Consider the following 20,050-nt stretch of genomic DNA (forward strand, 5'->3'; position numbering starts at 1 on the left):
AAACTTCCCAACACTGCTGTAGCTGTTAAAACTTAATACCAATTATTCTGCCCTGAACCGCGCGGTTTGGCAGCACGAGACAGCTTTGACTCATTCGTGGCGAACGCCGTGGCCGTCGAAAAGCGCGGTTCCAGCCGGGCGGATCGCCGATCCAGCAACTGTCACATCATCTACTCGCATGAAACGCATACTGACCTGTGTGGCGGTGATTCGCACCAAGCTGTATCCGTGCGCATCTAAGTCCACATGTTTGACGTGGGGATTGGTGCGCAGCAGGTGAGCTTCCGCCTCAGTACTCACGGGGGAGTTCGCTGGCACGCCGAGTCCATCGTCAATGTTCGCGGCGGACACGGAAGTGCACACGAGCTCAGCGCCGACTCGCACCCCCTCATACTCCAACTCCGCTGCCCACTCGGAGTGGATGTCGCCCGCCAGAAAAACGGTGCTGACATCCGGGTGCTCGGTTTTACGGCGATGCAGGGACTGGAACAACCGCCGCCGGTCGGCCACATAGCCGTCCCACTGGTCGAGGTTATACGGAACCCCTTCACAACCCTCCCCGATCAGGTTCTGCACCGCATTTCCAATCGTCGAATCCATTTCGAGCAGGCTGATCGGAGTGAGCATCACGGAGGTGCCCACCACATTCCACGTAGTTTGGGGGTTCTCCAGCTTCCTTTGCAGCCACGCGAATTGTTCAGCCCCCATGATGGTGCGCTCTTCGGACAAGGACCGCTTGATGTTGAGCTTCTCGGGACGGTCACGATAGCTACGCAAATCGAGCATTGTCAGCTCTGCCAGAGTGCCAAAACGCAAGGAGCGGTAGATGTGCCCGCCTTGCGACGGCGCCTGCCCCCGCACCGGCAGCCATTCCAAATACGCCTGCATTGCCGCAGCCCGGCGCAGCTGCCAGTCCCCATTCCAACCGGTATGCCCCGGCGCGCCATGCTCCCAGGCATTGTTCGCAATCTCATGATCGTCCCACATCACTACCCAAGGCGCGGCTGCGTGGGCTGCTTGAAGTTCAGTGTCCCGCCGGTAGCGGCCGTAGCGAGTGCGATAGTCCGCCAAGCTCACGATCTCCCAGGTCGGTTCATGGCTCCGGACTACGCCATACTTACCGGCATGAGAACCAGAGGCATATTCATAAATGTAATCCCCTAAATGGACAACCACATCGATGGCATTATCCGCCGCGCGATGTGCGATATCCGAATAGGCAGAGAAATAGCCAGATTCAAAGTTGGCGCACGAGCATACCGCCACATTCAATTCCGTTGGGGTGTCTTCTGGGGCGGGAGCTGTTTTTGTGCGACCAATTCTGGAGTAAGTCCCATCGAAATCACCGCCCTCAATTCGAAATCGATAGAAGTATTCGGTTGCTGGCTGCAAATTCCACGGATCTACATGAACAGTGTGATCGTGTTTCGCCTCCGCAATTTCCACACCCGAAGAAACAATATCGGCGAATTCAAAGTCAAGTGCAACTTCCCAGCGCACTTTAACTGGCTCCCCCTTGCCAGAGCCTGGGACCGCCTCTAGGGACGGCGTCGCGCGCGTCCATAACACCACGCTGTTAGGCAGTGGATCCCCTGAGGCGACTCCGTGTAGAAATGGTCGAAACTCTGCAGGATTCAGTGGGTTAGGTTCATGTCGCTGCTGTAGGTCAAGATCAATGAGTTCGGCGAAGTTCCCTGCGTAGGCGGTATTGAGGGAACCGGGCAGCAAAGTCAGCGTGCTAACGCCTAGCGCGCCCCACAAAAAGCTTCTTCGAGATAACCGCGATTCCAGCCCCACTGCACGCGCAATTGCGCTCTTCAGGATCGCCATATCTAGAGATCATGGTCGCTTCGCCTAATGGTCGCGACCGCTAGGCCGCATTGTTGACAAGATTTCACGCCTCGTTCACTGCGAGTTTTCCAGCCTCGAACCCCCCGAACGCAAACAAAACCAATCTTGAAATATACTTTAATTAGGTTTATTATTGGAACGTATTTACCACCATTAAAGGAGAACATCATGGCACGTCGTGAAGTAATTCAGTTTTTTGATGATTTAGATAACTCCCCTCTCACCAAGGACGAGGTAAATGTTATCAAGTTTTCTGTAAACGGTAATAGCTACATTATGGATCTTTCGGAGCAGAATGCGAAGACCTTCCACGCAGCGTTAGCACCGTTTATCGAGGTCGCCCGAAAGGACACGAATACGGCCCGCAAAACCGCTAACAATCCAGATCCCAAGGCGGTTCGCGAGTGGGCGCAGTCCCAAGGCATTGAGGTAGCGGCGCGCGGCAAGCTCGCCAATGACATCATTGAGAAGTACCTCGCCGCGCACTAAAACCTAGAGATATCCCAGTTCGCGGGCCGCTGCCACAGCGGAGGTCCGCGAGCGAACCCCCAGCTTGTCGTAGATGTGCACTAGGTGAGACTTCACCGTTGCCTCCGAAAGCTCCAGGTCAAAACCGATGACACGGTTGGAATGCCCCTCGGCGACCAGCGTGAGGACCTGCAACTCGCGTGGCGTGAGCGCGCCCTGTGGTGCCTCCTCGCGAATCAACAGGCGATCCGCTACCACCGCCGACATCGCAGTATCACCGCAGGACGCAGAGCGAACCGCCGCAATCAGTTCTTTCGGTGGGGCGTCTTTCAGCAGATAGCCCACAGCGCCAGCCTCAATCGCGCCGAGAATGTCAGCATCGGTGTCATAGTTCGTCACCATCAGCACATGGGGTGGGTTTGGCACCGTCCGACGAATCTCCGCCGTCGCGTCCGCACCGGTAGCCACTTTTCGCCCTGTTTCCCCGGCACCGAAGCGCAAGTCCATCAAAATCAGGTCAATCCCCCCTGCCTGAGCAGCGGCAATGGCATCATCAGCGGTTGCAGCTTCCCCAACGATGGTGATGTCAGGTTCGGCCTCGAGTACGGCACGCAGGCCTAGGCGGACGATCTCATGGTCGTCGGCAAGCAAAATGCGAATCATTCGGATCCCTTCAAGTCAGCCTTGTTTGAGTCTACCGAGCGAATCGGAATCGCCACACTCACCGCCGTGCCAAGACCGGGTTCGGATTCCACCGATAGCGTCCCGCCCACTTCTTTGGCCCGTGAGCGCATCGCATCGAGACCAATATGCCCTAATCCGGCAGGGCGAGCCGCAACGTCTGCCGGCACGAAACCCACCCCATGGTCCACTACGTCAAGGCGGACTTCATCCGGCTCATACGTCAGCGTCAGCTTCGCTCGCGTTGCCTGAGAATGCTTTGCCACGTTCCCCATTGCTCCTTGTGCGATCCGCAACAGCGTAGCCTCCACCCGCATCGGTAGTGGCTGCACCGCCCCCTCCAGAGTGACCGCTACCTCGGGGATGCTGCAGGACTCGGCAATTCTTTGCAGCGCGTTCTCGAGGGAGCTTTCCGTCAGGCTCGCTGGTTGCAGCGCCGCGATCATGGCCCGCGCCTCAGAGAGATTCTCCGCTGCCGTGCCACGCGCCAATTCGATATGCCTGATGGCGTTCCCACTCGCCCCAGAGTTCACCTCCTGCTCCGCTACATGGAGCAACATTTGAATGCTCGACAGGCCCTGGGCAAGGGTGTCATGAATCTCATGCGCGATGCGTTGACGTTCCGCAACCATGCCAGCCTCGCGCTCCGTGGCAGCCAGCTGATGCCGGGTCTGCAAGAGCTCACGGAACAGCTGCTCCCGCTCCATGTGGGCCAGCCACATCCGTCGAAAGGAGAAGAAAATTGCGATGGTGACCAGCGCAGCCAACGTCGGCCCCACCACTGTGCCTGGGGTGAGAAGCGGCCACTGGGCGAAGATCGCCACCAAAGTGGCTCCCACTACCGCAGTGACACCCCGATAGTCGGGAAAGGCGTTCAAGTAGAGGAAGAACATCGGGAACACCAGGTACACAGCGAGTGGCTCAATGGGCAACAGCACCACCCAAAGCAGTGTGAGCACCAGGAGCCACACGAATATGGACCAGGTAGCGGCAGGGTCGAGGAAAAAGGATCCCCAATAGTAGAGCGCAGCGAAGCCAAAGAGTAACCCCAGCACGAGATAGGGCTGCTCGGAGCCCTCCGTGATGACGATTGCCCCAGCCATGACCAGGAGGGTGCCCAGCACAAAGTCGACGCTGCGCCTTAAAGTTTCCGCCCCAGGCATACCGCCCTCAGGGATAAGTTCCGTATCCATCACTTAACTACTTTAGGCTTAACACTATGAAGCGCCTCGTGTTCAGTCTTGTCATGCTCACCTTTCTCAGCGCTTGCGCTGGCAATGTCGAGGGCGGGAAGGGTGAAATCGCGAATTCACCTGTGGCGCAAAGCGGCGCACCGCTTGCGAGCTCTGACCAGGGCCTGCCTCCCAGCGCCCTTCCCGAAGTAATCGGTGGCCGGCAGCAGCTTCAGGAATGCCCTTATCTTGACTCCCAGTGGGTCGCAGACACCAACGGGCAACGCGTACTGGGAGCAGGCATTGACGAACGCTTTGATACTCCAGCCTGTGTCTTTTGGTCCTATGCTGAGGAGCCACAACTGACCGTTTTAGTGCGCCGGATGTCCACCGAGGCGGAAGCTGAAGAGGTAGTGAATTGGGCCGCGCCCATCGCAAGCACCGAACCAGCTGAGGAACCAGCGGGCTGGACCGGCGGCAGGATGGGCTCCCCCGGCCGGTCTCTCTATGCCGTCTATCGTGGCAATACTGCAGTGGTGACCATCAGTAATCAGGATCAATCGTTCAAAGCAGAACTGGTTGCTAAAGAAGTAATCAAGAACCTCGGGCTGTAGCACCCACTACACTGCTACTTCTTGATAGGGCATCAAGTCTGATACCTGCGGAAACACCACTTCCATCAGCAAGAAGAAGATGCCGACCACGATCGCCACCGCGATCAATATTTTCACCGGCAGTGGCCCCGGCAGGTGACGCCACAGGTATCCATACATGAGCTAGCCTTCCTTGAATTCTGCGGGACGATTGTCCCCGGTCTTCGGCTCCGAACGCACGAGCATCGCATGGACAATCATGCGCTCCGCGTTGGAGAACTGCGGGTGACAGGTAGTCATCGTCATGAGTGATCCCACCCCAGGGGCCGATGCAGCCGTGTCCTGCCCAGGGACCGGTTGGACCACCGCATAGTCGCCGGGAACAGTAATATGCCGACCCGCAACCCCCTGGTAGCGACCTTCGCTGAGCTCCGCGACGTGCTGCTGGTCAAAACACGAGGCCGCTTCGGCCCGGCGCGTAGCACCGCTGGCATCAATCGGCAGGACGCGATAGATGTGCCAGTCAGTGCGCGTCTCGACGACGATAGCGTCGCACTCCTGCAACTGGCCGAGGTCATTAAACGGCGCTCCCTTGCCTACGCGGTGACCCGCGACGGCGAAGTTCCCAGGCTCCCCAGGCAGCTGAGATTCCTCGTAATGACCGGGGCCAGTGAGGAGATCTGCGTCGCTAGTGCCCTCAACTATGGCGAATTGAAAATCCGAGCCGAAGGCCGGAATGTACATGCGGGCGAATGCTTCACCCAGCTCCGGCACTTTCTTTTCTCGCGGGTTCTTTTTCCATTCTGATTCCAACTGTTGGGCTGCCGCGTCTTGATTCTTGCCGGCTTCCACATTCGTCCAGTACGCCTCATAAAAGGCAAAGGAGAACAGCAACAGGCTGATGGTGATGAAGAGCTCACCGACTACCTGCACGGCAGAAACCTTCCGCTGCGTAGAAGTAGCCGTTGTGCTGCCCGAATGCCGTGCTGCGTTCATGCCGACAATCCTATCCACTTCGCATCTGTGTTGGCTATTTCCTTTCCTTGCTCGTGCACTAGAGTTGATTCGGTTGAAATATCCCCCTAGTGAAAGCCCACCCATGATCGAATTTATGATTTACCCGGTTTCGGCGATCATGAAGTTTTGGCATTACTTGCTGCACTCACTGCTTGGTGTCGACCCGGCTTTGTCCTGGCTTCTATCAATCTTCGCCTTGGTTGTCACTGTGCGTTCCATCATCGCCCCAACAACCTGGATCCAGATGAACAATGGGCGAGTAGCACAACTCCTTCGCCCGAAGTACCGGGAATTGCAGGAGGAATACGAGTCCCGCACCGACGCAGATGCTTACTCGTGGCACCAACAGCAGCGCAAAGACCTGCACAAAGAGAACTCCTACAGCCCGATGGCTGGTTGTGTGCCGGCCTTGATCCAGATCCCGGTATTCCTCGGACTGTACCAAGTGCTCCTACGCATGGCCCGCCCCGCGGAAGGCCTCGACGCTGCGCACCGCGCGATCGGCTTCTTAACACCAACCGATGTGAGCGAATTCCTGCAAGTTCGTTTCCTCGATGTGCCGCTACCGGCATACATCGCGATGTCAACAGAGAAGCTTGCTGAGCTAGGGACAACAAAGGAGATGACTGTCGGAGTTATTACTCCCTTGGTGCTCGCAACTTGTTTGTTTACCAGCGTGAACATGGCATTTTCCACCTGGCGTGGTTACCGCACCTTGGATTGGAGCCAGTCCTTTGGCGTTTGGCTGACCAAAATGCTGGGAGCTTTTGTCGTCCTCGTCCCAATCATGCTGTTGAGCTCAGCTTTCACCGCCCCGCTTCCACTTGCAATCATGCTCTATTGGTTCGGCGGGAACCTGTGGACCATGTCCCAATTCTTCATCATGACCTACCTGCTAGAACGCAAGAATCCCCTCACACCGGAGTTCCTCGCCTACCGGGAGGAAACCAAGGCGGCATACAAGGTGAAGAAGGCGGAAAAGAAGCGACACAAGCGATTCATCAACAAGCATCGCGCACTGATGCTGTTGCAGCCGCACAAGATTGGCGAGCACTACAAGACAATTATCGGCGCGAAAGCGGAGCGCCGCGAAGCAAAGCTCGCGCTCAATGCAGAAAAGAAGAACAACGCCGAGCTGCGCCGGAAGGCCCAACGTCAGCAGGCAAAGGAGCGTCGAGAAGCGCGGTTGGCGGCAAAAAGAGCCAAGGCTCCCAAGAATCAATCAGACGAGGATCAGATGGAGTAGTCCGCCGGTGGCGCAGAAATCAGCTCATCGGCGAGGTTGCGGCCAGTACGCAGCGGTTCCACGGAGAGCGTCAACGTACTGCCCACCAGGCCTCCCTCCAGGAAGATGAGGATCTGGTCCGCTAATGTATCGCCCGGAAAGCCGTTGAGCTGAGTCAGTAGCTGCGAAAGCGTGGCGTGGCACCAGCGGCGATGTTCCATGGCTGCAGCCACAATCTTCTTCTCGGTGTCCGTCTCCGCACGTGGATACTCAGTGGCCGCGTTGAGAAAGTGCGAGCCACGGAAGTTCTGCTTTGGCTCCGCCTCAATGCATTGGTCAAAAAACGCCAGGATCTTGTCTTTCGGTGAGGACATTCCCGCCGTGCGCTCCGACCACTCTGCCCGCCATGCGGCATCAAGCTGTTCCACATAGGCTACGACCAGCGCATCCTTGGAACCGAACAGAGAGTAGAGCGACGCCTTAGCCACGTCCGCCTCCCGCAGGATTCGGTCAATACCGATCACTCGGATGCCCTCGGTGGTGAACAGTTCAGTGGCGCTGGTGAGCAAACGCTCCCGGGGGCTCGGACGCCCCTTGCGCCGAGAGGATGCTTTTGATTTTGGTGCTGCCTGCTGCGCAGGTGAGTCAGCCGCCATCGCTATACAGTCCTTTCTACTGATTACGTCTCTGCCGAGTTTATACGAACAGACTGGTTCGTTTTAAGTTCTGTCCACTTAGCTAACATAACGCAGCCCGAAGACACAAAAAGCTGGGCCCCACAAGGGGACCCAGCTAGATGTAGACCTTTAGCGCTAACTTACTTGCGCTTGGTAACCAGTCCGACCAAGAACAGCAAGATACAAGCACCTACCAAGCAGGTCAGGAAGCTCATAATGAGCCCGGAGCCTTCCATAGACATGCCGAACAAGCCGAGCATCCAGCCACCAAGCAAGCCGCCAATTACGCCGACGATGATGTTAAGGAAGATGCCCTGCTGAGCATCGGTGCCCATGATCTTAGATGCGATCCAGCCTGCAATGCCGCCGATGATGATCCATGCGATGAAACCCATTGTCTTATTCTCCTTAAAATGTTTAACCGTCAACTTACATTCACTACGGTATGCGCTTTTCGGCCAAACAGCCACATTTGAGCACTAGTGCTACCCAATCCGTCACCATGCCGTTATAGAGCCGTAACCGTAGTTCTTGGACGTAAAAGACCCGCCTTCCACATTCAGACCGGAGGGCGGGTCTTGCTGAAACGTGCTTCGCGCTTAGGCGTCTTCGCTGGTAGGGCGAACAACCATCATCGGGCAAGGAGCAGACTGCAGCAGGGCACGCGAGGTGGAACCGAGCAGCATTCCCTTAAAGCCACCGCGACCGTGGGAGCCTACGACCAACAGCTGCGCGCCTTCCGAGGCATCGCACAATGCACGAACCGGGCGATCGCGAGTCACGATCTTCTTCACCACGACCTCGGGGAACTCAGACTGGTATCCGGCCAAGCGCTCCGAAAGCAGTGCGTGTTGCTCCTCCTCCACTACCTGCCATTGCTGCTGCGCTGCTGCCAGACCAGCAAGGGAAGCCTGCACCTGCATATCCATCCAGGTGTGCACAGCGTGCAATTCAGCACCGCGCGCCGAGGCCTCAGCAAAAGCGTAGCGAGTGGCCTTCTCCGATACTGCGGAGCCATCAATACCGACGACGATCGGGCCATACTTAGTCTTTTCGTCCACGGTGTTGTCCTCACGCACAACCACAACCGGGCAATCGGAGTGGCTGACCACCGCGGCAGAGACAGAACCCATGACCATGCCGGAAAGGCCGCCGAGCCCGCGGGAGCCCATGACAATCATGGTGACGTCCTTGGACATATCTAAGAGCAGGTCAATGGGGCTACCCTCGGCGATGGTGTGACCGATCTTGATGTCCGGCGCCATCTCGTGTGCAATGGCTCGGGCCTCTTCGATCTTCTCCATGGTTTCGGCCTGCAGGTCATCGTAGATTTCCTGTGGCGGAACCATGCCCTCTGCGTACAAAAACTGCGGCATAGCGTATGAAGAAGCCAGTCGAAGTGGAATTTCGCGCTTCATAGCCGTGTTCGCTGCCCAGCGAACGGCAACCTTGGAAGCATCGGAGCCATCGACGGCAACGACGACAATGTTCTCTCTCGGCATTTTGCTGATTCTCCTTCAGGGCGCTTGCGCGCTTGGTGTCACGACCTCTGACGCGAATCCAACAATAATCGTGCCCGCAGTCCTGGGTCGTTTTTGTTTTCAACTTCATTCTACGCCGTAAGAACCGGTTTCGGCAGTGGTTAGCACCACTGAATTTTTCACCCAGAAACAAAACGCCCCTGCAGCTCCGACCCTTCCGGGCCCGAGCACAGGGGCGACTGAGCTTTGTCTTAAGCTGGCAGCTCGACTGGATGAGCGGCGCCAGCATTTGATGGGTACATCACCTGATAAAACACGCGCATGACATTCGCAATGATTTCGCCAATGCCGTGGCTGAAGAACTCGACTGCCTGGGCCATGAGAGAATTGATATCCATGGGGAACAGACTAGTACACCGCAGGCCACCACTGCCCGTTCGTGACGGCCTCAACCCTTCTCGCGTCCGCTTTCCCGACGATGCCCCCGAGATGACCGCTTATGAGTTCCTCCGATTTCTCATCTCCACCCAGCGCCATCGACATCCCGAGGATAATGAGGCCGCGTTGCAGCAGCGCTTCGCCAACAACGAGGTGCGCAACCAGCGTGGCATCCCCTTCCAACCCGAGGACGCCATGAAGGCCGGGGTAGATATCTGGTTTTATCGCATTCCCGCGCCCGAGCCCGCTGTCCCCTATGAAATTGGGATCATCCACGAGGATGCGCACTTGTTGGTCGTCGATAAGCCACCCTTCTTGGCCACCTTCCCGCGCGGCAGCCACATCACGGAGTCGGTGCTGGTGCGGATGCGTCGCCAGACCGGCAACCAAGACCTTTCTCCCGCCCATCGCCTCGACCGGCTGACATCGGGCGTGCTGGTACTGACGAAGCAACCGGAGATACGCGGCGCCTACCAGGAGCTCTTCGCGGCCCGCGCCGTGGATAAGGTGTACGAGGCGATTGCCCACACGAACCCGGAGATCACCCCCGGAACAGTGTGGGAGCACCGGATGGAAAAGGAGCGCGGCGAATTCAAAACCAGGATCGTCGCCGGGCCAGTCAATGCACGCACGGTAGTCAATGCCACTACGCCTATCGACGCCACCGAGCACGCCCAACTGGAGGCCGCACACGGCCACCAAGAGCCGCTCACGCGTTATGAACTCCATCCCCTCACCGGCCGCACGCACCAGCTCCGGCTACACATGTTCTTGGCGGGATCCGCAATCCTGGGCGACCCAATCTACCCTGATGTCCTCCCCGTCGACGCAGAAGACTTCGGTGTACCAATGCACCTACTTTCCAGGCGCTTGAGTTTCAGGGACCCCTTGAGTGGGGAGCCACGGCAGTTCATCTCACAGTTGTAGCGGTTAGGGGAACTCTGCTAAGCAGTCTGTAGTTAACTAGAGTGACGTATGTTCCTAATCGGCGAGATAAGTAAAGGACCCATCCATGGCTGAAGTTGCCGCCAATGCGGTAGACCTGATCAAACAGTACGGTTCCGGCGAAGCCACCGTGCGTGCACTCGATGGCGTAACCATCACGTTTGAGAAGGGTAAGTTCACCGCCATCATGGGCCCATCAGGTTCCGGCAAGTCCACCCTCATGCACTGCATGGCGGGCCTGGATGCCCCTTCCGCCGGCCTGACTTTCATCGGAGATACCGAGCTCTCCAAGATGAAGGACAAAGAGCTGACCGCGCTTCGACGTGACCGCTTGGGCTTCGTCTTCCAGTCCTTCAACCTCGTGCCCACGCTAAACGCGCGGGAAAACATCACTTTGCCAGTGGATATCGCAGGCCGAAAGGTCGATGAGGAATGGTTCGAGGAGGTCACCAGCCGACTGGGCCTGACTGCCCGTTTGAACCACCGTCCGGCCGAGCTGTCCGGTGGCCAGCAACAGCGCGTCGCCGTGGCACGCGCACTCATTTCTCGCCCAGACATCATTTTTGGTGACGAACCCACCGGCAACCTGGATTCCAATTCCTCTGCCGAAGTCCTCGATATCCTGCGCACTTCGGTCACCGAGCTCGGGCAGACCGTGGTGATCGTTACGCACGACCCCAAGGCTGCTTCCTACGCGGATCGCGTGGTGTTCCTTGCTGACGGCAAACTCGTCGAAGAATTGCAGGACCCCACAACCGAATCCATCCTCGGTGTGATGGCCCGAATCGAGGACAACTAGTCGCATGGCCAAAAACGCAATGCGCACCATTTCTCTGCGCAACATCGCAGCCCATAAGGTTCGGCTCTTCCTCACCATCCTCTCGGTGGTACTCGGCACCGCCTTCATCGCCGGTTCCTCGATGATGACCACGAGCCTGCAAAGTAGCATGGACGAACTGCTCAGCACCGCGTTTGATGACGTCGATGTAGTGATCATGCCCGGCAAAGATGCCCCACTTGGCATGTCGATCGCGGATGTTACCGCGATCCGTGGCCGCGAGGACACCGCTACCGTCGATATTTCCGCGCAGCAGTCCGCCGTTGTGCTCACCGGCTCCGACGGCAAACCGCTCCAGACAGGCGCCTCCGCAGCCCAGGCCTTCGCGCTTGCTCCTGGCCAGGACTTCGCCACCGGAGCCTCGCTCGCTGAAGGCACGAAGCCGGCAACCGAAAATGAGGTTGCTCTGAACCGCGGCGCAATGTCGAAGGGCAACCTCAAGATTGGCGACAAAACTACAGTCGTCACCCCGATCGGCAAGAACGAGATGACCATCACCGGCATCTTTGACTCTGCTGCCGTCAACGATTCACAGGTGGGGGTTGCCTTCACCGAGCCAGACTTCCTCAAGCACTTCACTGATGGCACCCACGCCCAAATGGTTACCATCGCGCTGAAAGACGGTGTAGATGCGAACGTCGTCCGCGATCAGCTCGCAACCGAGTATCCAGGTTCTACTTTCAACACCGGCCAAGCCTTGGTGGAGCAAACCACTAAGGCGGTTAAAGAAGGACTGTCCTTCATCAACTACATCCTGTGGGCCTTTGCTGGTATCGCGCTGCTCGTAGGCACATTCATTATCTCCAATACCTTCGCCATGATCGTGGCCCAGCGTGGGCGGGAGCTCGCACTGTTGCGCGCCGTGGGCGCAGCCCGGAAGCAGATCACCAGCTCGGTTGTTTTCGAGGCCGTCGTGGTGGGCCTGATTGGTTCGGTGATCGGCATTTTCGCCGGCATGGGCATCGTCAAGGGGCTGTTCGCCCTCATGAACGCCAGCGGCATGAAGCTGCCCGATGGCGGACTCGGTCTTGATACCAAATCCATCCTCGTGCCGCTCATCGTCGGCGTGCTGATTACCGTGCTGTCCGCATGGGCACCCGCGAAACGCGCGGGCGCCACGCACCCTGTCCAGGCGATGCGCGCCGGCGATCAGTCGAGCAACAACTCACTGGCTGGCCGTTCACTCGGCGGTTCCATACTCATTGTGTTGGGCGTCATGGTGACCTTGATCGGCACTCTCGTGGACACCATGGGTGGAGTTGGGCTGCGGGCCGGCACGATCGGCGCGGGTGCAGTGCTCCTCATCGTTGGCCTGTGGCTGGCTGGCCCGGCGTTCGCAGGGCCACTGGTGGGTGGCTTAGGACGGGTCGTCGGCAAGCCCTTTGGCGCTGTCGGCAAGCTTGCCGCCACCAACTCGCGGCGCAACCCACGACGTACCGCGGCCACCGCTTTCGCGCTGACCTTGGGGCTGATGATGGTGTCCTCCATCGGCATGCTCGGCGCAACGATGCGCGACTCCATGTCGGACATGATTGATGATTCCATCAACGCCGACTACGTACTTTCCGGCTCCGCAGGCTCCGCTCTCGGTGTGCCTAAGGAAGTCCCAGAGAAGGTTGCGGGTGTTGAAGGCGTAGACTCCGTCACCACTACGTACACCGCCCCGCTCCTGCTCAATGGCCAGGTCATGAGCGACTCCATGGGGCAGCCGCATATGAAGGTACTGCGTGGCGACGTCACCAAGGCAATCAAAGCGAACCCCATTTCCGGATCCCTGGAGCTTCCAGAGAACGAACCGGGCGTTCTCATCGCCGAGTCCACCGCCAATAGTTTCGGCCTCAAGGTGGGCGATGAGGTCACCCTGAAGTCTCTCGCCGGCGGGGAGGCGAAGGCACCGGTCAAGGGAGTGTACGAACAAAACGCCACCCTAGGGCGCGCGATGGCCTCGTTCACCACCGCCACCCAGCTTGCCGACGCCCAAACGATCCAAATCGACAGCATCTTCGTCAACTCGGCGGAGGGGCAAACCCCCGAGATGCGCACCAAGCTGATCGACGCCACCGCAGAATTCCTAGTGGTTGCGGTCAAGGATAAGAATGAGTTCATCGGTGAGACCACCAACGTCATCACCCAGATGCTAAACATTCTGTACGGTCTGCTGGGTCTCTCCGTGATCGTTGCCATCCTTGGCATCGTGAACACTTTGGCGCTATCGGTGATCGAACGACGTCAAGAGGTGGGCATGCTACGCGCCGTCGGTACGCAGCGCGGACAGATTCGGCGCATGATCTACATCGAGTCCGCCGTCATCGCGTTTTATGGGGCGCTTCTCGGTGCCGTCATCGGGTTGGGCCTCGGCTGGGCATTCATCAATGTGCTCAGCGGCAAGGGCATGTCTGGGGCAATCGTGCCATGGGATCAGGTGGCGTACATGCTGCTGGCCTCCATCGTCGTGGGGATCATCGCAGCCGTGTGGCCAGCACACAAGGCTGCTGCGACGCGGCCGTTGGAGGCGATTACTGATTAGCGCTATCCAAAAGTCAGGGTTCCCCCTGATTTACCACTGATCTTTATTGCTAGGCACTGCTTAATGTGCTGCGCAGGGCGATACTGAGATTGATCACAGCAAAAGTCAATCAAGGAGTAACCATGCAGGTAGCAGCACGAGCAGTGAACCTCGTTAAGGAATACGGCGCCGGGACGAACGTTGTACACGCCCTCGACGACGTATCCGTGGAGTTCGCCCAAGGACAATTCACCGCCATCATGGGACCTTCGGGTTCCGGAAAATCAACACTGATGCATTGCATGGCGGGGTTAGACGCCATGACATCAGGCCAGGCGCTCATCGGAGAGACCGACCTGGCCACTCTCAAAGACAAAGAGCTGACTCGGCTGCGCCGCGATCGCCTCGGGTTTGTCTTCCAGTACTTCAACCTCGTGCCCACCTTGAACGCAGAGGAGAACATCACTCTCCCGCTCAGTATTGCGGGCAGAACCGCAGACCCATCGTGGTTCGAGGAAGTGACACATCGGCTCGGCTTGGTGGAGCGTTTGAAGCACCGCCCTGCCGAGCTTTCTGGTGGACAGCAACAGCGAGTCGCCATCGCCCGCGCCCTGATTTCGCGCCCCGATCTGATCTTTGGCGACGAACCGACCGGAAATCTGGACTCGAATGCGTCAAAAGAAGTCCTGGACATCCTGCGCGCTGCGGTGGATGACATGGGCCAGACCGTTGTGATTGTGACTCACGATGCCAAGGCTGCCTCCTATGCGGATCGCGTGATTTTCCTGGCAGACGGCAAGCTCGTCCAGGAACTGAACCACCCTACGACCGAGGATATTCTCCAGGTCATGGGCAACATGGAAGGCCTCTAAGCCATGAACAACGCAATGCGCACAATCTCGCTGCGCAACCTCGGTGCGCACAAACTCCGACTTGCGCTGACGTTGCTGGCCGTAGTGCTCGGCACCGCTTTCATCGCGGGCTCCAATATGCTCTCCGCCAGCATGTCCAATAGTTTTGAGGAAATCTCAAAGTCATCCTACGGATCCATCGACCTGCAAGCATCGCCGAAGGAACAAGCTTCTGCGGGCATTCCGATGTCTGTTCTGGAAGAAATTCGCAAAAATCAGCAGGTAGTTGCCGCCGAGGTAGGCGCGCAGAATCCGATGATCGTTGTCGCAGGTCCTGACAAGAAGATGATACAAACTGGTGGCGCGCCTTCCATTGCGTTGCCACAGGCAGCTGACGGGAAAGCAGTCGGCAACGTAGCAACGCTGAAAGAGGGGTCCTTGCCTACCGAGTCCGGCCAGGCAGCGATCAACATCACTGCTGCTGACAAAGCTGGCATCAAAATCGGTGATGAGGTCACGATGGTCTCCGCCACCAACCGCAGTACTTTCCACATCGTCGGCCTGTACGAAACTGAGATGGCAGTCGGCGGATTCATCGGCCTCCTCATCCCAGAAGCCGAGTACCTGGCCAACTTCACCGATGGCGAACACGTCGCCAACATTCCGATCGATATCAAGGGCGACGTGCCCGCTGCCCAGGCTGACCTCGAAGCACAATACCCAGAGCTGAAGTTCGAGACCGGCAAACAGCTTGCCGACGAAATGAACAAGTCAATCAAGGACTCGCTGGCCTTCATGAACTACTTCCTCTGGGCATTCGCTGCTATCGCGCTGCTCGTAGGATCCTTCATCATCTCCAACACCTTCAGCATGATCATCAACCAGCGCCTCCGCGAGTTTGCCCTGCTGCGCAGCCTCGGCGCCGCACGTAGCCAGATCACTCGCACAGTGGTGTTCGAGGCAATTGTGGTCGGCATCGTCGGATCGATTCTTGGCATTTTTGCTGGCATAGGAATCGTGAAGGCAATCTACGCAATGATGGAAGCACAGGGCGTCGGCATGCCGGATGCTGGACTATCGCTGGACACTGCCTCGATCGCTGCGCCACTCGTCGTGGGCATCGTAGTCACAGTGTTCTCAGCGTGGGCCCCAGCCCGACGAGCCGGGCGAGTCCACCCAGTACAGGCGATGCGCTCGGGCGATCAGTCCTCCGCGGATTCTCTAAAGGTTCGCACTGCGGTGGGTGTCCTGCTCATGGCTGCGGGTACCATCGCCGCAGTTGTCGGCGCGTCCTTTGAGAGCATTGGTGGCACCCAGCCGCGCGCCATCACCGTCGGCGTCGGTGCGTTTGCGCTGATCCTCGGACTATGGCTCGCAGGTCCCGCCCTCTCGATTCCGTTTGTGGGATCTATTGGTCGACTCGTGGGAGTGCCATTCGGTAACGTCGGCAAGCTGGCGGCTACCAACTCGCGCCGTAACCCCCGTCGTACTGCCGCCACCGCATTCGCGCTGATGCTAGGCCTGATGCTGGTATCTTCCATCGGCATGATGGGAGCGACGATGAAGGAGAACGTCAATGACCTGGTTGATAGCTCCTTCAGTGCCGACTACGTGGTCAAGAAGCCACAAAACCTACCGATGTCACTGCCGCAATCCGTAGTGGACAACGTGCGCAAGGTAGAAGGCGTCGAGTTAGCCACCCCACTGTATGTCGCGCCGATCGCACTCGGTGCCGCGCCAGATAACCCGATGATGGCGGACTTTTACGGCGCGATCGATGGCGATCTTTCAACATCGATGAATATAGAAATGACGTCGGGAAGCGCCGACCTTAGTGCGCGCGACGGCATCGTCGTAGACGAAAACGCAGCACGAGATCACAAGGTTGCAGTGGGCGATAACCTGAAGATTTTCTCCTTCACTGGCGAGGAGGTCGATGTTCCGGTGACAGGCATCTTCAAGCCGAACATGTCGATCGGCACGGGCGTGGTCTCAAAGCAGAGCGTGCTGAAGATCGTTCCAGAACAGCAACTGCAGCTGCTCAACGTCATGATCGATGCCAAAGAAGGCGCAGACCTAGCCAAGATGCGCACCGACCTGGAAAACGCGACCGCTGATGATTTGATCGCGGAAGTGCAGGACCGCGAAGATCTGAAGGGCGCCGTCGGGCAACAGATCACCATGATGCTCAACGTGCTCTATGCACTGCTCGCGCTCTCTGTGATCATCGCGGTGCTCGGCATCATGAACACCTTGGCGCTCTCGGTATCTGAGCGCCGCCAAGAGATCGGTATGCTGCGCGCCGTGGGCATGCAAAGATCCCAAGTCTCCCGCATGATCCATCTGGAAGCTATAGTGATTGCCCTCTACGGCGCAGTAATTGGCTCGCTAGTTGGCTTGGGCCTCGGTTGGGCATTCATCAAGTGCCTCTCCGAGCTCGGCCTCACCACGATCAGTGTCCCATGGCTGCAAGTTGGGGTTGTGGTCCTCGCCTCTGGGATAGTTGGGTTGATTGCCGCACTGCTCCCAGCGCGGGGTGCAGCCCGTACTCAACCCCTGGAGGCTATTGCAGAATAGCTCCTACTAGGAACCTGGGGCCGGTGGCGGTTATTTCCCACCGGCCCCTCGGCACGGCGCCCCGCCTCATGCGGCCGGCAGTTGGGCTCCTCTGCTTCTTCAGTGCAGGGCCTAGAACAACGCTCCAACGATGACGCTCGAAGCAATGAGATTATTTACGCCGTGGGCGATGATAGGTGCCCACAGATTCTTGTGCCACAAACGCAGCGCCCCGAAAAACACACCAATCGTAAATTGGAACGGGAAAACTGGGAACGCAAAATGGATCAAGGCAAAGAGCAACCCCACCCACGCCACCGCTGCGAGCACGCGATAACGACGGCGGAAGTAATGCAACACCAGTCCACGGAACCACAGCTCTTCCACGATAGGAACCAAAACGGTGTAGAACAGCAACAGGCACAGAATAGCCGCCTGCGGCGCCGACTCCGAGGACGCCCAGTCGTCATAAGCTGCAGGATCATTCGTGGTATCCGCTTTCATGCCGGTAATGAAATTGAATACTGCCAAGCACCCACCCTGGACCAGCGCCGCAGAGAAAACAACTACCGGTATCTGCCACAACAGGTGCCACATCTTTCTACCGGGAGCCACCAGTCCGAGGTTTAGCGCAGTCACGCCTTCGCTGCGTGCGAGCCGAAACAGTGCTAACAAACTCACTGTGTAGGCCAGCGCAGCTGAGACGGCAAGCCCTGGAACAACAACGTTCCAGCCAAGGTCCAGCGCCCACGCTGCCACACCAAAGGAGGCCATCGTAAGTACCGTGATGGCTCCGAAAGTCAAAATGGCCTTAAGCGCCGGCCCCCAAACTTTTGGCACAGCTTTCACTCGTACGGATTGTGCATGCCGATGTATTGCACGGAGGTGTACTCCTCAATGCCTTCGGCACCGCCCTCCCGGCCCATTCCAGACTGTTTCACGCCACCAAATGGCGCGGCTGCGTTGGAAATTACGCCTGAATTGAAGCCCACCAGACCGAATTCCAAGGCATCGCTCATTCGCCACAACCGGTCAGCATCTTTGGTGAACACATACGAAGCCAAGCCGTATTCGGTGTCATTAGCCAGTTCGATTGCCTCTGTTTCAGTGTCGAAGGTGAAGATTGGCGCGACGGGGCCGAAAATTTCTTCCCTAAAGGCGCGCGCATCGCGCGGCACGTTCGACAGCACCGTCGGTTCGAAGAAATAGCCAGGTCCTTCAACTACTGAACCGCCTACAATCACTTGAGCACCACGTGCTGTTGCATCGGCGACAATCTCCGCGGCATGGTCCACCGCATCCTGCTCAATCAAAGGGCCGCTAGTCACCTCGCTATCCAAGCCGTTACCGACCTTTAAGGCGCCAATCGCTGCAGCGAACTTTGCGGAGAACTCCTCCACGACAGAGCTGTGCACTAGGAAGCGGTTCGCGGCGGTGCATGCCTCGCCCATGTTGCGCATCTTGGCACCCATCGCGCCTTTAACTGCCTTTTCTAAATCGGCATCCTCAAAGACGATGAAAGGCGCATTCCCTCCGAGCTCCATTGACGTTCGAAGCACGTTGCCAGCAGCTTGCTCCAGTAGCTTCTTTCCGACAGCTGTTGATCCGGTAAAAGACACCTTGCGCAGGCGCGGATCCGCAAGGATCGCTGCGCTGATGGTGCTGGCAGACTTTCCAGAAACTATATTGAGTACGCCCTTCGGTAGTCCCGCATCCAGCATCGTCTGGCCAAAGTACTGTGCGGTGAGCGGAGTTAGGCGTGCAGACTTGAGCACCACGGTGCACCCTGCCGCCAGCGCTGGCGCTACTTTGCGGGTGGCCATCGCAAGGGGGAAGTTCCACGGCGTGATGAGAAAACAGGGCCCGACTGGTTTGCGACGGGTAAGAATTGGAAAGCCAGATTCAGGGGAGGTGTGGGTGCGACCATAGAGGCGCACGGCCTCCTCGGCGAACCAACGCAAGTATTCAGCACCATAAGTGACCTCGCCGCGAGCCTCGGCCAGCGGCTTGCCCATCTCTAGGCTCATGAGGCTAGCGAACTCTTCTTCGCGCTCCTTAAGCAATTCGAAGGCACTGCGCAGCAACTCAGATCTTTCGCGCGGAGAGGTTTTAGCCCAATCCTGCTGGGCTCCACAGGCAGCGTCGAGTGCTCTTTTCGCATCTATCTCTCCGGCAGACTGCAGGCATGCGATTACCTCTTCGGTTGCCGGATTAACTACTTCATAGGTTTCATTAGCCTCGGCATCGATCCAGGCGCCATCAATAAGCAATCCGGTGGGGACTTGAGCAACAAGAGCCTTGATGTCCACAGTCATGAAAAACGTCCTCTCGTTGTGAATGCTGATCCTGGTCCCCAAGATACCTGGCTAGGTATGACACTGGTGATGCACCTGCGAAGATGGCCAAATGGCTAAGGGCGGGAGCGACGTTGCCACTCCCGCCCTTAAGCGGCTCTCCAGTTTTTGTGGAGTATAGGAGAATCGAACTCCTGACCTCCTGCTTGCAAAGCAGGTGCTCTACCAATTGAGCTAATACCCCAAAACACACGAAAAACACGCCCCACACCCCACAACCGGGGCATGCGACGTGCTCAACGTGAACATATTTGATTTGTTTAAATTTTAAGGCCGGCGGTGACCTACTCTCCCACACCCTCCCAGGTGCAGTACCATCGGCGCAGAAGGGCTTAGCTTCCGGGTTCGGAATGGGACCGGGCGTTTCCCCAACGCTAACAACCACCGACACAATCAA

Annotated in this window: 19 protein-coding genes, 1 tRNA gene and 1 rRNA gene; 8 read left to right on the forward strand and 13 right to left on the reverse strand. The window is 57.8% G+C overall.

The window, feature by feature from the left end; genetic code table 11:
* Positions 1–90: 90 nt before the first annotated feature.
* Positions 91–1,830, reverse strand: coding sequence for an alkaline phosphatase D family protein (locus WG936_RS03850; protein ID WP_339572157.1), 1,740 nt, complete (start codon positions 1,828–1,830; stop codon positions 91–93).
* Positions 1,831–2,019: 189 nt separating this feature from the next.
* On the opposite strand from WG936_RS03850, the gene WG936_RS03855 reads away from it, so the two are divergent.
* Positions 2,020–2,340, forward strand: a complete 321-nt coding sequence (locus WG936_RS03855; protein WP_339565107.1) for a histone-like nucleoid-structuring protein Lsr2 — start codon at positions 2,020–2,022, stop codon at positions 2,338–2,340.
* A gap of 3 nt (positions 2,341–2,343) precedes the next feature.
* Here WG936_RS03855 and WG936_RS03860 read toward each other — a convergent pair whose 3' ends face one another.
* Together WG936_RS03860 and WG936_RS03865 are read right to left on the reverse strand one after the other, a co-directional pair.
* Positions 2,344–2,982 (reverse strand): response regulator transcription factor, encoded by a 639-nt coding sequence (locus tag WG936_RS03860; RefSeq protein WP_339565108.1) that lies wholly within the window; start codon positions 2,980–2,982, stop codon positions 2,344–2,346.
* On the reverse strand, positions 2,979–4,193 hold the full coding sequence (locus WG936_RS03865) for a sensor histidine kinase (RefSeq protein WP_339572158.1): 1,215 nt from the start codon (positions 4,191–4,193) through the stop codon (positions 2,979–2,981). Before WG936_RS03865 ends, WG936_RS03860 begins: the two co-directional genes overlap by 4 nt.
* A gap of 26 nt (positions 4,194–4,219) precedes the next feature.
* On the opposite strand from WG936_RS03865, the gene WG936_RS03870 reads away from it, so the two are divergent.
* Entirely contained in the window at positions 4,220–4,786 is a 567-nt protein-coding gene (locus tag WG936_RS03870; protein WP_339572159.1) for a DUF2020 domain-containing protein, read from the forward strand.
* Positions 4,787–4,792: 6 nt separating this feature from the next.
* Here WG936_RS03870 and WG936_RS03875 read toward each other — a convergent pair whose 3' ends face one another.
* Both WG936_RS03875 and WG936_RS03880 read right to left on the reverse strand, forming a co-directional pair.
* Positions 4,793–4,945: a hypothetical protein gene (locus WG936_RS03875; RefSeq protein WP_339572160.1), complete on the reverse strand. Its 153-nt coding sequence runs from the start codon at positions 4,943–4,945 to the stop codon at positions 4,793–4,795.
* Positions 4,946–4,948: 3 nt separating this feature from the next.
* Positions 4,949–5,761 carry a class E sortase gene (locus WG936_RS03880; RefSeq protein ID WP_339565111.1) on the reverse strand — a complete coding sequence of 271 codons (813 nt, stop codon included), beginning with the start codon at positions 5,759–5,761 and terminating at the stop codon, positions 4,949–4,951.
* Positions 5,762–5,864: 103 nt separating this feature from the next.
* Here WG936_RS03880 and yidC point away from each other — a divergent pair, with 103 nt between their 5' ends.
* Positions 5,865–7,028 carry a membrane protein insertase YidC gene (gene yidC / locus WG936_RS03885; protein WP_339572161.1) on the forward strand — a complete coding sequence of 388 codons (1,164 nt, stop codon included), beginning with the start codon at positions 5,865–5,867 and terminating at the stop codon, positions 7,026–7,028.
* Here the strand turns inward: yidC and WG936_RS03890 are convergent.
* From WG936_RS03890 to WG936_RS03905, 4 genes are all read right to left on the reverse strand, one after another.
* Positions 7,016–7,663, reverse strand: coding sequence for a TetR/AcrR family transcriptional regulator (locus tag WG936_RS03890; protein ID WP_339565113.1), 648 nt, complete (start codon positions 7,661–7,663; stop codon positions 7,016–7,018). The genes yidC and WG936_RS03890 overlap by 13 nt on opposite strands.
* 161 nt (positions 7,664–7,824) lie before the next feature.
* Positions 7,825–8,079, reverse strand: coding sequence for a GlsB/YeaQ/YmgE family stress response membrane protein (locus WG936_RS03895; protein WP_339565114.1), 255 nt, complete (start codon positions 8,077–8,079; stop codon positions 7,825–7,827).
* Positions 8,080–8,283: 204 nt separating this feature from the next.
* On the reverse strand, positions 8,284–9,186 hold the full coding sequence (locus tag WG936_RS03900; protein ID WP_339565115.1) for a universal stress protein: 903 nt from the start codon (positions 9,184–9,186) through the stop codon (positions 8,284–8,286).
* Positions 9,187–9,416: 230 nt separating this feature from the next.
* Positions 9,417–9,563, reverse strand: a complete 147-nt coding sequence (locus WG936_RS03905) for a hypothetical protein (protein ID WP_339565116.1) — start codon at positions 9,561–9,563, stop codon at positions 9,417–9,419.
* On the opposite strand from WG936_RS03905, the gene WG936_RS03910 reads away from it, so the two are divergent.
* From WG936_RS03910 to WG936_RS03930, 5 genes are all read left to right on the forward strand, one after another.
* Positions 9,499–10,530: a pseudouridine synthase gene (locus WG936_RS03910; protein ID WP_339572162.1), complete on the forward strand. Its 1,032-nt coding sequence runs from the start codon at positions 9,499–9,501 to the stop codon at positions 10,528–10,530. The genes WG936_RS03905 and WG936_RS03910 overlap by 65 nt on opposite strands.
* 85 nt (positions 10,531–10,615) lie before the next feature.
* Positions 10,616–11,347 carry an ABC transporter ATP-binding protein gene (locus tag WG936_RS03915; RefSeq protein WP_339565118.1) on the forward strand — a complete coding sequence of 244 codons (732 nt, stop codon included), beginning with the start codon at positions 10,616–10,618 and terminating at the stop codon, positions 11,345–11,347.
* A gap of 4 nt (positions 11,348–11,351) precedes the next feature.
* The gene (locus tag WG936_RS03920) at positions 11,352–13,913 is read left to right on the forward strand and encodes an ABC transporter permease (RefSeq protein WP_339565119.1); all 2,562 of its coding nucleotides are present in this window, start codon (positions 11,352–11,354) and stop codon (positions 13,911–13,913) included.
* 122 nt (positions 13,914–14,035) lie between these two features.
* Positions 14,036–14,764: an ABC transporter ATP-binding protein gene (locus WG936_RS03925; RefSeq protein WP_339572163.1), complete on the forward strand. Its 729-nt coding sequence runs from the start codon at positions 14,036–14,038 to the stop codon at positions 14,762–14,764.
* A gap of 3 nt (positions 14,765–14,767) precedes the next feature.
* Entirely contained in the window at positions 14,768–17,320 is a 2,553-nt protein-coding gene (locus WG936_RS03930; RefSeq protein WP_339572164.1) for an ABC transporter permease, read from the forward strand.
* Between the two features lie 111 nt (positions 17,321–17,431).
* On the opposite strand, the gene WG936_RS03935 is transcribed toward WG936_RS03930, so the two are convergent.
* The 4 genes from WG936_RS03935 to rrf form a co-directional block, all read right to left on the reverse strand.
* Complete coding sequence (locus tag WG936_RS03935) at positions 17,432–18,148, reverse strand: CPBP family intramembrane glutamic endopeptidase (RefSeq protein WP_339572165.1); 717 nt, start codon at positions 18,146–18,148, stop codon at positions 17,432–17,434.
* Positions 18,145–19,614, reverse strand: a complete 1,470-nt coding sequence (locus tag WG936_RS03940; protein WP_339572166.1) for an NAD-dependent succinate-semialdehyde dehydrogenase — start codon at positions 19,612–19,614, stop codon at positions 18,145–18,147. Before WG936_RS03940 ends, WG936_RS03935 begins: the two co-directional genes overlap by 4 nt.
* Before the next feature lie 150 nt (positions 19,615–19,764).
* Positions 19,765–19,837 (reverse strand) — tRNA-Ala (locus tag WG936_RS03945).
* Between the two features lie 87 nt (positions 19,838–19,924).
* A 5S ribosomal RNA gene (gene rrf, locus WG936_RS03950) occupies positions 19,925–20,042 on the reverse strand.
* Positions 20,043–20,050 lie beyond the last annotated feature (8 nt).

Origin of the sequence: Corynebacterium sp. H127, from assembly GCF_037482665.1 — a bacterium.
Taxonomy (GTDB): Bacteria; Actinomycetota; Actinomycetes; order Mycobacteriales; family Mycobacteriaceae; genus Corynebacterium.

Bases quoted from the DNA above. Each gene is read 5' to 3' on its own strand.
- WG936_RS03910 (WP_339572162.1), top strand. From the start codon at position 9,499: ATGATTTCGCCAATGCCGTGGCTGAAGAACTCGACTGCCTGGGCCATG.
- WG936_RS03905 (WP_339565116.1), bottom strand. From the start codon at position 9,563: ATGGATATCAATTCTCTCATGGCCCAGGCAGTCGAGTTCTTCAGCCAC.
- WG936_RS03920 (WP_339565119.1), top strand. From the start codon at position 11,352: ATGGCCAAAAACGCAATGCGCACCATTTCTCTGCGCAACATCGCAGCC.
- WG936_RS03915 (WP_339565118.1), top strand. From the start codon at position 10,616: ATGGCTGAAGTTGCCGCCAATGCGGTAGACCTGATCAAACAGTACGGT.
- WG936_RS03895 (WP_339565114.1), bottom strand. From the start codon at position 8,079: ATGGGTTTCATCGCATGGATCATCATCGGCGGCATTGCAGGCTGGATC.
- WG936_RS03880 (WP_339565111.1), bottom strand. From the start codon at position 5,761: ATGAACGCAGCACGGCATTCGGGCAGCACAACGGCTACTTCTACGCAG.
- WG936_RS03855 (WP_339565107.1), top strand. From the start codon at position 2,020: ATGGCACGTCGTGAAGTAATTCAGTTTTTTGATGATTTAGATAACTCC.
- WG936_RS03900 (WP_339565115.1), bottom strand. From the start codon at position 9,186: ATGCCGAGAGAGAACATTGTCGTCGTTGCCGTCGATGGCTCCGATGCT.
- WG936_RS03850 (WP_339572157.1), bottom strand. From the start codon at position 1,830: ATGGCGATCCTGAAGAGCGCAATTGCGCGTGCAGTGGGGCTGGAATCG.
- WG936_RS03865 (WP_339572158.1), bottom strand. From the start codon at position 4,193: ATGGATACGGAACTTATCCCTGAGGGCGGTATGCCTGGGGCGGAAACT.
- yidC (WP_339572161.1), top strand. From the start codon at position 5,865: ATGATCGAATTTATGATTTACCCGGTTTCGGCGATCATGAAGTTTTGG.
- WG936_RS03860 (WP_339565108.1), bottom strand. From the start codon at position 2,982: ATGATTCGCATTTTGCTTGCCGACGACCATGAGATCGTCCGCCTAGGC.
- WG936_RS03940 (WP_339572166.1), bottom strand. From the start codon at position 19,614: ATGACTGTGGACATCAAGGCTCTTGTTGCTCAAGTCCCCACCGGATTG.
- WG936_RS03930 (WP_339572164.1), top strand. From the start codon at position 14,768: ATGAACAACGCAATGCGCACAATCTCGCTGCGCAACCTCGGTGCGCAC.
- WG936_RS03890 (WP_339565113.1), bottom strand. From the start codon at position 7,663: ATGGCGGCTGACTCACCTGCGCAGCAGGCAGCACCAAAATCAAAAGCA.
- WG936_RS03925 (WP_339572163.1), top strand. From the start codon at position 14,036: ATGCAGGTAGCAGCACGAGCAGTGAACCTCGTTAAGGAATACGGCGCC.
- WG936_RS03870 (WP_339572159.1), top strand. From the start codon at position 4,220: ATGAAGCGCCTCGTGTTCAGTCTTGTCATGCTCACCTTTCTCAGCGCT.
- WG936_RS03875 (WP_339572160.1), bottom strand. From the start codon at position 4,945: ATGTATGGATACCTGTGGCGTCACCTGCCGGGGCCACTGCCGGTGAAA.